The organism is Nonomuraea sp. NPDC049750, from assembly GCF_040659625.1.
Classification (GTDB): Bacteria; Actinomycetota; Actinomycetes; order Streptosporangiales; family Streptosporangiaceae; genus Nonomuraea.
Map to the genome: position 1 here is coordinate 15356 of NZ_JBFANB010000045.1, position 12225 is coordinate 27580.

Consider the following 12225-nt stretch of genomic DNA (forward strand, 5'->3'; position numbering starts at 1 on the left):
ATACGCGCGGATAGGTGTCGGCGCACGGCCCTGATCGGGTCGCCGACGCTCGGATCCGGGACGCGGCGCCGCGAACAAAGGGATCGGCGCCCACGAGAAAGGCTCATGATGACTGCTCCCATCTCAGTGAGCGGTCTGGTCAAGACGTTCGGCCGCACCCGGGCGCTGGACGGACTAGACCTGACCGTGAACTCCGGCGAGGTGCACGGTTTTCTCGGACCGAACGGTGCCGGCAAGAGCACCACGATCCGGATCCTGCTCGGCTTACTGCGCGCCGACGCGGGCACCGCCCGGCTGCTCGGCGGCGACCCGTGGGACGACGCGACCAGACTGCATTCCCGGCTGGCCTACGTGCCGGGAGACGTCACGCTCTGGCCGGGCCTGTCCGGCGGCGAGGTCATCGACCTGCTCATGCAGTCGCGTGGCCGTGCCGACCGTGCCCGGCGCCAAGAGCTGATCGAACGCTTCGACCTGGACCCCGGGGTCAAGGCCCGCGCCTACTCCAAGGGCAACCGGCAGAAGGTGGCGCTGATCGCCGCGCTCGCCTCCGACGTCGAGCTGCTGATCCTCGATGAGCCCACCGCGGGCCTGGACCCGTTGATGGAGGAGGTGTTCCGCGACGTCATTCGCGAGACGCGCCGACGCGGCGACCGTACCGTACTGCTGTCCAGCCACATCCTCACCGAGGTCGAAGAGCTGTGCGACCGGGTCACCATCATCCGCGACGGCCGGACGATCGACACCGGCAGCCTGTCCGATCTGCGGCACCTGACCCGCACCTCCATTCAGGCCGAACTGTCCGGCCCTCCCAGCGAGCTCGCCAAGCTGCCGGGAGTGCATGACCTGCGGACGGAGAACGGTCTGGTGCGCTTCGACGTCGAGGCCGACGAGCTCGGCCCGGTGCTGCGGTGCCTGGCCTCGCTCGGCGTCCGTGGCCTCGTCAGCCAACCGCCCACGCTCGAGCAGATGTTCCTGCGGTACTACGACAGGACGCGCGCGGAGGCGGGCCGATGAACGCGCTCACCGGGACGGCTCGGTCGGCACGGCTGGCGCTGCGCCGCGAAAGACGCATCGCGCCGTGGTGGATCATCCTGCTCGTCGCCTTGGCCCTGTCACTGGTCTCCTACATCAACCGGAACATGCCCACCCCCGAGGTGATGACCACCTACACCACGATGATCAACCGCAACAGCTTCTTCCGGGCGCTCGGCGGCGGCTTCGTCGTGCCTGACCTGGGCTATATGCAGGCCTGGCGCAGCGGCGGGTTCCTCTACGTGCTGAACGGGCTGGCCGCCCTGATGGCCGTCGTCCGCTACACCCGCGCCGACGAGGAGGCCGGCCGGATCGAGCTGCTGCGCGCGGGCGTGCTCGGCCGCCAGGCTCCCCTGACCGCGGCCCTGCTGGTGGCGGGCGGGGTCAGCTTCGCCGGTGGCGCGGCGACCACGATCGTGCTGATCGGGATCGGGCTGGATCCGGCCGGGTCGATCGACTACGGCGCGGCCATCACCATGGCCGGGTGGGTGTTCGGCGCCATCGCCGCCGTGGCCGCCCAACTCGCGCAGACCGCCCGTATGGCCAGAGCCATCGCCCTGTCGGTGCTCGGCCTCGCCTACATCCTGCGCTACGCCGGCGACGCCTCCGGACAGTACTGGATGAAGTACATCTCCCCGATCGGCTGGAGCCATCTGGTGGAGCCGTACTGGAGTGATCGGTGGTGGGCGCTGGCGATTCCGGCGGCGGTGACCGCTGCCCTGACGGCCATCGCCTACCGCCTGGCCGGCCGCCGCGACCTCGGCGCCGGAGTGATCCATGAGCGTCGCGGGCCCGTGACCGCCCCCGGCCTGCGCGGCCCGATCAGCCTGTCCTGGCGGCTCCACCGCGGCCTGCTGATCACCTGGGCCGCCGGAATCGCCTGTTTCGCGGCGGCGGCCGGGGGCGTCAGCACCCTGGCGTACCAGTTCACCGAGGCGCCTGGCGTCACGGTCGACAACCTGCTGAAGGCTTTCGGCGGCAGCTCGGGAGGTGGGGCGGTCGACTTCGCGCTGTGGGCCATCATCCTGATCTTCGCGCACGTCATCGCGCTCTATCCGGTCCTCATGGTCCAGCGGCTGCGCGCCGACGAGACCACCGGGCGCGCGGAAGCCGTACAGGCCACCCCGATGACCCGGCTGCGCTGGGCCACCGGGCAGCTGGTGGTGGCCGGTCTTGGCTCGGCGGCCCTGCTCGCCGTCGCCGGAGTCGTCTTCGGTACGTTCTACGCCTTCCTCGTCGGTGATCCCGCGTCGGACATCGTCCGCATCCTCGCCGGCACCCTGGGCACCGTCCCCGCCGCCTGGCTGGTCGGGGCGATCTGCGTGCTCGCCTACGGCCTGGTCCCGAGGGCCTCCGTGACGATCGGCTGGATCACCTGGGTCGCGGTGGCGGTCATGGGGCGGGCCGCCGGCCCACTGTACGGACTGTGGGGCGGGACCCCCTTCGAGCCGTTCCACTACATCCCCAACACCGTCGCCGGTGCCCCCTTCGACCCGGTGCCTGCCCTCACCATGGTCGCGCTGTCAGCGCTGCTGCTCGGTGGCGGGCTATTCGCCCTCCGCCGCCGCGACTTCGGCTGATCAGCCCTCCCATAGCCGCGCCACCGCCCGCCCGGCCCGGTCACGGGGGAGGACTCCGGCCCGGTCGCTCAAGCCGTCCAGGCCGGGTTGCGGCCCAGGTAGCGGAGGAGCTCCGCGATCTCGTCGTCGCCCGGCTCGGCGGGCACCACCGCGGCGTAGGCGCCCCACTGGCGCAGCGGCTCGACGATGGCCTTCGCCACCGGCAGCAGCTCCCCGGCCAGTTCCGGGGTCAGCGGCGAGGACTGTCCGGTGGCCACGGCGATGTCCCAGGCGTGCACCGCCGCGTCGAGCGCGCAGGCGCCCGCGCCGAGCGCCGGTGCCATCGTGTTCGGCGGCACCGGGACGGGCACCTGCTCGGCGTTCTTGTCGACACCGGCCCAGGCCCTGGCCGAGTGCTCCATCGCGGCCTCCGCGTACGCCCGGGGGTCCTCGGCCAGCTCGCCCGTCGGCTCGAACGGGTTCTCGGCGGGACCCGGCTCCCCGGTGAGGAAGGCGGCGAAGCCCACCTGGTCGCCCGCGGCGTGCTGGAGCACCTGGGTGACGTTCCACTTCGCGCAGGGGGTCGGCAGGCCCCAGCCGTCGGCGGGGACGCCGGCCACGGCCTGGCGGAGCGCCTGGTGCGCGGCGTCGAGTACGTCCCAGCCGGTCGGCATGTTGTCGCTCATGGGGGGTTCCTTCCGTTCGTTCTGCTGTGTGTTCCACTCTATCAGAACGGAATGCTTTGTTCCAGTCCGATAATGAGCATGTCCAGCGCGCGCTCGAAGTCGGTGGCGGGGTCGGTCGGGGGGATGTTCCGTAGCAGCCTGCTGAAATGCGGGAGCTGGGCCGGGTCCATCTCCTGGATGTAGACGCCGACCTGCTTTCGTCCCGCGTGCTCGCCGGTGTCGACGTTGAATCCTCCGGTGGACAGCAGCAGCGACCCGAAGATCAGGCTGTTCACCGCGCCGAGCGCGCGCCACGCGGCCGCGTCGTCGAAGCCGGCCTCGTACAGGGCGCCGACCACGCTGTCGATCGGAGCCAGCGCCCGCACGGTGGTCGGGTTGGACTGGTCGGTCAGCAACGCCATCGGCACCACCGGAGAGCGGGCGAACACCCCGTACATGCTCAGCGCCACCGCTCGGAGCCGCTGCGGCCAGGGCAGCGCCGGGTCGGGTAGCTCGACCTGGTCGAAGGCCCGCTCCGCCAGGCCGTCCAGGATGTCGGCCTTGTTGGAGACATGGTTGTAGAGCGACATCGCCTCGACGCCGAGCGACTTCGCCAGCCGCCGCATGGACAGCCCTTCGAGGCCTTCTTCCATGGCCAATTCCAGGGCCGCGTCCAGAACCTTCTCCCTGTTCAGCGGCTCGCGCCGGGCCATTCGCCATTCCTCCTGCCGTAGAACTCCGGTTGACAGAGCTTACGGTGTATGTATGTACTTACGGCGTAAGCATACACCGTAAGTAAGGAGATTCCGTGAACGCGGACGTACTGATCGTCGGTGGCGGGCCGGTCGGCCTGCTGCTGGCCTGCGAGCTGAAGCTGGCGGGGGTGGACCCGCTGGTGCTGGAGGCGGCCACCGGCCAGGAACGGATCACGCGCAGCCTCGGGATGCGCTCGCTCAACGCGCGCACCCTCCACACGCTGGGCCTGCGCGGGCTGGTGGAGCCGCTGGCCGAGGCGCAGTGGGCGCTGTTCGACGAGCTGGGGACCGGTCGTGAGCCCGCCGCGGGGGACATGGTCGCTGGGCTGGTGTACATGCTCAAGCAGGGCATGAGCGGCGGCCACTTCAGCGGCCTGCCGCTGATCGGCGAGGCCGGCAACCGGGTTCCCGAGCTGCTCATGCTCAAGCAGCACCAGCTGGAGCGGGTTCTGGCCGAGCACGCGGCCGGGCTCGGCGTCGAGGTCCGGTCCGGGTGCCGGGTCGCCGAGATCGCCGACGAGGGCGACGGCGTGGTCGCCACACTCGCGGACGGCCGGGTCGTACGGGCCGGATACCTGGTGGGGTGTGACGGCGGCCGGAGCCTCGTGCGCAAGCAATCCGGCATCCCGTTCACCGGCACGTCCGCGACCATGACCGGGCGCACCGCCGTGGCCGAGCTGGCCGACCCCGGCGCGCTCACCTCGTCCCTGCGCGCCCCCGGCGGCCTGGTGAACCTGTCGCTGGTGCCGGGGGAGGTCGCCACCATCGAGTTCGACGGCGGTCCCACCGACCGGGACGCGCCGGTCACCGCCGAGGAGATGCAGGCGAGCATCCAGCGGGCGAGCGGCACGGACGCGGTCGTCCTCAGCCTGGAGGCCGGCATCCGCTACAGCGACAACACCCGGCACGCCGAGACGTATCGCCAGGGGCGCATCCTGCTCGCCGGGGACGCGGCGCACGTCCACTCGCCGATCGGCGGCCAGGGTCTCAACCTCGGCCTCCAGGACGCGGCCAACCTGGGCTGGAAGCTCGCCCTGGTGGTCCGCGGCCAGGCGCCCGAACGGCTCCTGGACACCTACACCGCCGAGCGGCACCCGGTGGCGGCCCGCGTCCTGCGCAACACCAGGGCCCAGGTCGCGCTGATGCGGCCGGGGCCGCAGGTCGACGCGCTGCGCGAGGTGATCTCCGAGGCGCTGGAGCTCCCCGAGACCAGGGGGCACTTCATCGCCATGGCCAACGGCACGGACATCGACTACGCGCCGGACGCGTCGCGGTCGCTGGTCGGGCGGTTCGTACCGGATTGGAAGATCGAGGGCGTGGGGTGGGCCAGGGAGTCGCTGAGGGACGGCCGCGGCCTGCTGCTGGACCTCGCGGGCTCACCGGAGACCCGCGCGGCCGCGAAAGGCCGCGATGATCGTGTCCGCGTGGTGGGCGGAACCGTGGATCAAGCCGACGCGGCCGCCGTGCTGGTACGCCCTGACGGTTATGTCGCCTGGGCCGGTTCCGGCGAAGCCGGTCTCACCGAGGCCCTCGACGCCTGGTTCGGGGTCGGTTAGGTCAGCAGCCGGGTCAGCACACGGGTGCCGAACTCCAGCCCCTCCACCGGCACCCGCTCGTCCTTCCCATGGAACATCCCGAAGTAGTCCAGATCGGGCCGCAGCATGAGCGGCGCGAAACCGTACCCCTTGATGCCGATCGTGGCGAAGGACTTGGCGTCGGTGCCGCCGCTCATCACGTACGGCACCGGCCGGGCGAGCGGGTCCTCGGCCACGAGCGAGCCCGCGAGCGAGTCGAAGAACGACGAGGGGTATGGCGCGTCCGGCGCGTCCTCCAGATTGACGAACTCCCTGGTGATCTTCGGCCCGAGCAGCTCGTCCATGGTCGCCAGGAACTCCTCCTGAAGGCCAGGCAGGTAGCGGCCGTCCATGTGCGCGTGGGCCGTGGACGGCACGACGTTCACCTTGTAGCCCGCGTCGAGCATCGTCGGGTTGGCCGAGTTGCGGATCTGCGCCCTGAACAGGTGGCCGAGCGCGCCCAGCCGGGTCGCCTCCTCGTCGAGGCGGTCGAGGTCGATCGGCTGGCCGGTGATCTCCGACAGGCTCTGGAGCAGCGCCGAGACCGACGGCGTCAGGCGTACCGGCCACTGGTGGGCGGCCACCCGCGACAGGGCGTGCACCAGCGTCGCGACCGGGTTGTCCACCGCGGGCCGGGAGCCGTGGCCGGCCACGCCGTGGGCGGTGAGCTTCATCCAGGCCGTGCCGCGCTCGCCCACCGCGATCGGGTAGACGCGGTGGTCGCCGGCGGCGACGCTGAAGCCGCCGGACTCGCTGATCGCCTCCGTCACGCCGTCGAACAGCTCCCGGTGCTCGGTGACGGCGTGCCGCGAGCCGTAGTCGCCCGTCGCCTCCTCGTCGGCCAGGAACGCCAGCACCAGGTCGCGCTTGGGACGCAGGCCGCGCGCCGCCATGCCGAGCACGGCCGAGAGCGTCATCGCGCACGACCCCTTCATGTCGACCGCGCCCCTGCCGTAGACGCAGCCGTCGACGATCTCGCCCGAGAACGGGTGCATCCGCCACTCGGCCGGGTCGGCGGGCACCACGTCGAGGTGGCCGTGGACGAGCAGCGCGTCGCGGGAGTCGCCGTCGATCCTGGCGACCACGGTCGTCCGCTTCGGCGCCGACTCGAACACCACCGGCTCCAGCCCGGCGTCGGCCAGCAGCGTGGCCACGTACTCGGCCGCCGGGCGTTCGCCCGACCCCGGGTTGGAGGTGTCGAACCTGATCAGGTCCGAGCAGATCTCGCCGACGCTCTTCACGACCGTCCCTTCAGCTTGAGCGGTGCCACTTCGGGCGTCTCGAACCCGAAGATCAGTCCATAGAATGCCAGTTCGGCCTCCAGCACCGCGACGATGGTCTCCTCCCGGCGCCAGCCGTGCTGCTCGCCGGCGAAGGTGAGCAGGGCCCACTGTTTACCGTGCCGGTCCAGCTCGGCGACGAACCGCTCGGCCTGGCCCACGTCCACGATCGCGTCCTCCAGGCCGTGCAGCATCAGGCACGGTCCGGACGCCCGCGCGGCATGCAGCAGCGGCGAGCGGTCGGTGTAACGCCGGCGGGTCTCGGGCAGCGGTCCGATCAGGCCGTCGAGGTAGCGCGACTCGAAGTCGTGTGTCTCGGCCGCCCAGCTCTCCGGGTCGGTGATCGCGTAGTGCGCGACGCCGCCCGCGAACACGTCACTGTGCACCAGCGCCGCGACCGTGGTCCAGCCACCGGCGCTGCCTCCCCGGATCGCGATCTTGGCGGCGTCGGCCCGGCCCAGCTCGACCAGCCCGCGCGCCACCTTCGCGCAGTCGGCCACGTCGACCACGCCCCACTGGTGCCGCAGCCGCTCGCGGTAGGCCCGCCCGTAGCCGGTGGAACCGCCGTAGTTCACCTCCGCCACGCCGAGGCCCCGGCTGGTGAAGTAGGAGACCTCCAGGTCGAGGGTCATCGTGAAGCTGCCGGTGGGCCCGCCGTGCGCGAAGACCACGTACGGCGCGGGCCCCTGAACCCCGGTCGGGTGGTACAGGTGCGCGTGCACGCCCTCGATCGTCACCGTCTCGGGCGTCGGCAGCAGCGCCCGGTCGGGCAGCGGCTTCGGCGCCGACACCGCCTCGTGCGCGCCGCCGTCGAGGTCGACCACGGTCACCCGCGTGGGCGTGTACGGAGTGGCGGACACCGCCACCGCCTTGCCCCCTGCCGCCGAGATCGTCGGCGCCCAGTACGTCGCCTCGCCGCCGATCTCGCGCAGGTCGCCGCTCTCCAGATCCAGGACGCTCAGGAGGCGGCGGTCGGGCGTGCCGTGCACGAGCACCAGACGGTCGCCGGAGATGGCGAAGTAGGTGCTGCCCGGCTTCCAGGGCGCGGTGCCGACCTCGGAGGCCATCGGGGTGAGGTTGCGGGCGCCGGAGCCGTCGCGGGCGACGAGGTGGATGTTCCACCAGCCGCTCGGGTCGGCGACCGCGTACAGGGTGCGCTCGTCGCGCCACTCCGCCTGGATCACGGACTCCGCCGGGCCGCCCGCGATCACCTGGTACGGTCCGGCGGTTCCGTCCTGGTCGAGGGGGGCCACGCAGAGTTCGGTGCCGTCCCAGGGCATGTTCGGATGGTCCCAGCCGATCCAGGCGACATATCCGCCGTCGGGGGAAATGCGGGGGTTCATTAGGAAATGTTGGGCTTTGGTGATCACTCTGAGCGGGCCGCCGCCGAGTGGCACCGCGACCAGGTCGCGCATGTCGTCCTGCTCGCGTACGGCCCACACCTCGTCCCGGCCGGGCGGGAGGTAGAGGTCGGCGTAGCGCGCCGTCCCCTCAGGTGTGAGCGCCACGGGCTGTCCGGTCGCGGGCGTGGTGGCTCTGAGATCGCCGGTCGCGAGTGGGCCGTCCAGGCGGTAGACGCGCTGGTCGGACCAGTTGGTGAAGACCAGGCCGCCGCCGGGCAGCGGGCGCCAGGACCGCCCGCCGTACTCGACCACGCGGTTGCGCGCGTTCCACCCCTCAGGCAGAGCGTCGACCGGGGAGCCGTCCGGCAGGCGGCGCACCACGCAGCGCCGGCCGCCCTCGTGCGGGCGTGGCTCGTCCCACCAGACCTCCAGTCCGGCGGGCGTGGCGACGGCCTCCACCCACTGGGGGCCGCCATCGGTACGGGCCACGTCGATCGGTCGAATGCTCATATCTCACCAATTGCCATCGGAAGGGGGCAAGGAACGCTCGGGCGGGTGGAGGACGTACACGATGCCGCCGCTGCCCGAGCTCCGGAGCCAGACGTTCTCGAACGCGGCCCGCGGATAGACCCGGCGCACGTCGGCGTCGCTCGGCGCGGCCGGGTCGTTGACGACGACGTCGCCCTCGGCGGTGAAACCGGTGACGACCATGATGTGCCCGCCCGAGGAGTAGCCGGACCCCGGCAGCTCGTGCGCCTTGAACGCCAGCGACACGATCACCGGGATCCCCGCCCGCACGAACAGGTCCAGCTCGGCGGCCGACCGCAGCCTGGTCACGAACCCGGCCAGCCCGAAACGGCCCGCGTAGGCCACGTTGAACGGCCAGTTGCCGGTCCCCTGGTAGCTGTGGTCGAACGTGCCACGCGCGGCGTGATCGACCACAGGACTGGGATCGCCGGCCACCACCCAGGCCAGCTCCTCGGGACCGGGGCCGCGGCCCCAGAACCCGAGGACCATCGCCACCGAGGCGGGGCTGCACCAGTTGGCGCCGCCGCCGTCCAGCTCCGGATGGTGACCGGCGTGCGTGTACTGAGAGTGCCGGGGCACCACCAGCTCGACGGCTCCGGCCGTACCCGGAAGGCTCGGGGCGGGGGGACCCTGGGGGAGCGCGGAGGCCATCACGCCCAGGCAGTCCACGCGCGCGCCCGCGCCGTGCGGCGTGACCCGCACTCGATAGGCCGTGACCGGCCGGCGCGCCACGAACGTGTCCACGGCCACGTCGCCGTCCTCGTCACCCTGGCCGGGGAAGGAGGTGCGGATCTCGTCGTGCTCGGCCCAGTGGCCCATGACGTACCACTTCGACTGCTCGCCCGTCGCGAGCCTGACCTGCAGCTCAACCTCGATCCACGTGCCCGGCGGGGTCCGCGCGGTCCACGAGGGGACGAGCTGGGTCGCGGTGAAGCCGATCGGGTGTTCCGGGCTGGTCCATGAGGTCAATGGGGTGGCGGGCACGGCGAAGCGGGCGAAGGCGACGCGGGCCGGGTCCACGGTGAGCACCGGACCCATTGTGGTTTCGTACCGGTTGTCGCGCATCGGAAGGTTTACGTACTGCGGTGATCTTGTCGGTGGTGATCTCTAATGTTCCGGCCATGAATCAAGCAGTGCAGGCGTATTCCTACGCCCGACCCTCCCTGCTGACCGACGGCAGACCCGCTCTCTCGACCTCCGGTGGGGCGGCGTTATCCAGCCCCCGGACCCACCCCAGATTCTTCAGCGACCGGCTCAGGCCCGAGGCCCGGGCGTGAGCGCTTGGGAGGTCGTCGAGGAGGCCATCGCCACCCGTGACGCGGTCAAGGTCGCGGAGATCGTGCGCGAGGGCGTGATCGACAGGGAGTTGCTGCTCGACGGCTGCGTCCGCCGCTTCCTGCGCGGCGGCCAGGTCGCCGACCTGCGCTTCTTCGCCCGGCTGCACGAGCTCGTCGAGCCCGCCCACGCCGAGATCGCGGCGCGGGCCCACGACTACCTGCGGCTGCTGCCCGCCGCGCCACCTGTGGTCGCCGAGCTGGCGCTGCGGCACCTGCGCCGCCTCGACACGCTCGACCCCGCCGATGTGGCCGAGGCCCTGCGGGCGCTGCTGTTCAGGCCCGAGCGCAAGCTGGTGTCGATCGGGCTGAGCTGGCTCGACCAGGCCGTCCGCGACGCCGCTGACGATGCCGACGACTACGCGCCGGCCCTGGCGTACGCCTTCGCGTGCGACGCCCCCGACCTCCAGGAGCGGGCCGTACGGCTCGCGCTCAAGCACGCCGCCCGATTCACCTCCGTGGGCGCCGAGGTGATCCGTGACGCGCTCGGGCTGCTCCCGCCGGACCTCGGCGAACAACTCGTGACGGTGTACGGCGGCGAGGTGGCGGCCGATGAGGACGACGACTGCTTCATGCCCGTGCCGCTGCCCGCGTCTCCCCAGGAGGACGCTGGTTTCCCGCTGATCGGTGACATCCGGGAACTGGGCGCCTTCCCCGAGCGCGAGGACTGGCAGGGCGCCGAGCGGTGGCTGGAGGGGTTCGTCCGGTTCTGCACCGACGACCGTGACCTGCTCCGCTCCGTCCTGACACGCTGGACGAGCTGGCCGACCCGTCTGGACGTGCAGCCGGAGTGGCGCTACCTGGACCAGTGGTCCGAGGCGATGGCCAGGCAGATCGTCACGCCCGAGACCTGGCTCGGCCGGTCGTCGTCGCTGCTGCCGTCGCCCGTACGGGTGTCGCCGCCGCACCTGTTCCTGCTGCGACGCTGGGCCGAGGTCCACGCCGCGCTGCGGGCGGGCACGCTGCCGCCGTATCTGCTGGCGACCCCTACGAGTGGCACTGGGCACCTGGATCCCGGCGTGCTGGTCGACCGGCTCGAAGGCTACGAACGTACTGGCGCCAAGGTCATGGACGCCGACCTGTGGCAGGCGCTCCTGCGGCTGCCCCGCTCGGTCGCGCCCGAGGTGGCGGCGCGGGCGAGCGGGCTGACGTCCGGGGCGGGTGTCACGGCCGCCCGCTGGATGAGCGGCGACCGGCCCGTGCCGGTGACAGCCGTCGAGTGGACTCGCGGCTTCACCACCTACACCGGTGACCGCGAGCCCGCTGGCGGGAAGCATCCCGACCTCGTGCCCAGGATCGCCCTCCCGTGCGGCGAGTCGGGTCCGCTCAGTCTCTCGGACGGTGAGTCCGGTGCTCTCGGCCTCTCGCACGGTGAGTCCGGGCCGCTCGGACTCACGCAGGGCGAGTCCGGGCCGCTTCCTCCCTCGTACGGCGGGTTCGGGCCGCTTCGTGATCTGCTCGACGACCCGGACGCGTCGCGGCGGGACGGTCACGGCGTCTACCTACCGTGGTGGCCCGCCGTTCTGCCGTCGGACCGGGAGGTGGTGGCGCTGCACTGCCTGCCGTTCCTGCTCTACCACTGGAACGCGCCCGGGGTGGAGCCGGACATGCTCTGGGCGCTGGCCCGAGCTGGTGGGCCGGCGGGTGAGGGGGTCGCGCTGCTCCTGGCGTACTTCCTGGTCGAACGGGACTCCTGGGCGGGCGGGAAGCAGCCCAATGAGGGGGTCCGGGTGCTGGTCGAGATGGCCGCGCGGGACGACCTGCCCGCCGCCGAGTTGGGGCGGCAGCTCGCGCTGCTGTTGCGCAGGGCCTGGTACAAGCTGAGCGCGGTGGTCGAGTCGCTGGAGAGCGCGGCTCGGCATGGGGCGCATCGGGAGGTGTGGGAGGTGGTGGCCGGGTTCCTGGAGGTGTACCTGCCGGGTCCCGGGGAGCGGGCGCGCACCGTCCACACGCAGGCGCTCGGCTTCGCCGTACGGGCCGCGTCGTGGGCGGGGGCGCGGGGTGAGCTGCCATGTGTCGCGGAGATCGCGCGACGCAAGGGGAGCAGCGGCTTCGTCCGCGAAGCGCGCCGCCTCCACACCCGGCTCACCTGACCCGCCCGCGCGCCCGCTCCACTCAGTGGGCGTGATTGCCGGCCGGGGCATGTCGCCTCGGC

9 protein-coding genes are annotated in these 12225 nt (G+C 71.9%); 4 read left to right on the plus strand and 5 right to left on the minus strand.

The window, feature by feature from the left end:
* Window positions 1–108 precede the first annotated feature (108 nt).
* Both AB0J16_RS54675 and AB0J16_RS54680 read left to right on the plus strand, forming a co-directional pair.
* The gene (locus AB0J16_RS54675; protein WP_358555854.1) at window positions 109–1014 is read left to right on the plus strand and encodes an ABC transporter ATP-binding protein; all 906 of its coding nucleotides are present in this window, start codon (window positions 109–111) and stop codon (window positions 1012–1014) included.
* Entirely contained in the window at window positions 1011–2612 is a 1602-nt protein-coding gene (locus AB0J16_RS54680) for a polyketide antibiotic transporter (protein WP_358555724.1), read from the plus strand. The genes AB0J16_RS54675 and AB0J16_RS54680 overlap by 4 nt, the downstream gene beginning before the upstream one ends.
* Window positions 2613–2680: 68 nt before the next feature.
* Here the strand turns inward: AB0J16_RS54680 and AB0J16_RS54685 are convergent, their stop codons facing one another.
* Together AB0J16_RS54685 and AB0J16_RS54690 are read right to left on the minus strand one after the other, a co-directional pair.
* A complete protein-coding gene (locus AB0J16_RS54685; RefSeq protein WP_358555727.1) occupies window positions 2681–3277 on the minus strand; it encodes a TIGR03086 family metal-binding protein in 597 nt (198 codons plus the stop codon).
* A gap of 41 nt (window positions 3278–3318) precedes the next feature.
* Window positions 3319–3969 (minus strand): TetR family transcriptional regulator, encoded by a 651-nt coding sequence (locus AB0J16_RS54690; protein ID WP_358555730.1) that lies wholly within the window; start codon window positions 3967–3969, stop codon window positions 3319–3321.
* A 95-nt stretch (window positions 3970–4064) separates the two neighbouring features.
* Here AB0J16_RS54690 and AB0J16_RS54695 point away from each other — a divergent pair, with 95 nt between their 5' ends.
* Window positions 4065–5567: an FAD-dependent monooxygenase gene (locus tag AB0J16_RS54695; protein ID WP_358555733.1), complete on the plus strand. Its 1503-nt coding sequence runs from the start codon at window positions 4065–4067 to the stop codon at window positions 5565–5567.
* Here AB0J16_RS54695 and AB0J16_RS54700 read toward each other — a convergent pair.
* Genes AB0J16_RS54700 through AB0J16_RS54710 form a run of 3 tightly spaced genes read right to left on the minus strand, consistent with a single transcriptional unit; the run spans window position 5564 to window position 9774 of the window.
* Complete coding sequence (locus tag AB0J16_RS54700; RefSeq protein WP_358555736.1) at window positions 5564–6826, minus strand: M20/M25/M40 family metallo-hydrolase; 1263 nt, start codon at window positions 6824–6826, stop codon at window positions 5564–5566. The genes AB0J16_RS54695 and AB0J16_RS54700 overlap by 4 nt on opposite strands.
* Entirely contained in the window at window positions 6823–8718 is a 1896-nt protein-coding gene (locus AB0J16_RS54705; protein ID WP_358555739.1) for a prolyl oligopeptidase family serine peptidase, read from the minus strand. The genes AB0J16_RS54700 and AB0J16_RS54705 overlap by 4 nt, the downstream gene beginning before the upstream one ends.
* Window positions 8719–8721: 3 nt before the next feature.
* Window positions 8722–9774, minus strand: coding sequence for a C39 family peptidase (locus AB0J16_RS54710; protein ID WP_358555742.1), 1053 nt, complete (start codon window positions 9772–9774; stop codon window positions 8722–8724).
* Window positions 9775–10009: 235 nt separating this feature from the next.
* Between AB0J16_RS54710 and AB0J16_RS54715 the strand changes: the two genes are divergently transcribed.
* Window positions 10010–12163, plus strand: coding sequence for a DUF6493 family protein (locus tag AB0J16_RS54715; RefSeq protein WP_358555745.1), 2154 nt, complete (start codon window positions 10010–10012; stop codon window positions 12161–12163).
* Window positions 12164–12225 lie beyond the last annotated feature (62 nt).

Coding starts and splice junctions, on each gene's coding strand:
- AB0J16_RS54680 (WP_358555724.1), top strand. CDS start 1,011: ATGAACGCGCTCACCGGGACGGCTCGGTCGGCACGGCTGGCGCTGCGC.
- AB0J16_RS54705 (WP_358555739.1), bottom strand. CDS start 8,718: ATGAGCATTCGACCGATCGACGTGGCCCGTACCGATGGCGGCCCCCAG.
- AB0J16_RS54675 (WP_358555854.1), top strand. CDS start 109: ATGACTGCTCCCATCTCAGTGAGCGGTCTGGTCAAGACGTTCGGCCGC.
- AB0J16_RS54685 (WP_358555727.1), bottom strand. CDS start 3,277: ATGAGCGACAACATGCCGACCGGCTGGGACGTACTCGACGCCGCGCAC.
- AB0J16_RS54710 (WP_358555742.1), bottom strand. CDS start 9,774: ATGGGTCCGGTGCTCACCGTGGACCCGGCCCGCGTCGCCTTCGCCCGC.
- AB0J16_RS54690 (WP_358555730.1), bottom strand. CDS start 3,969: ATGGCCCGGCGCGAGCCGCTGAACAGGGAGAAGGTTCTGGACGCGGCC.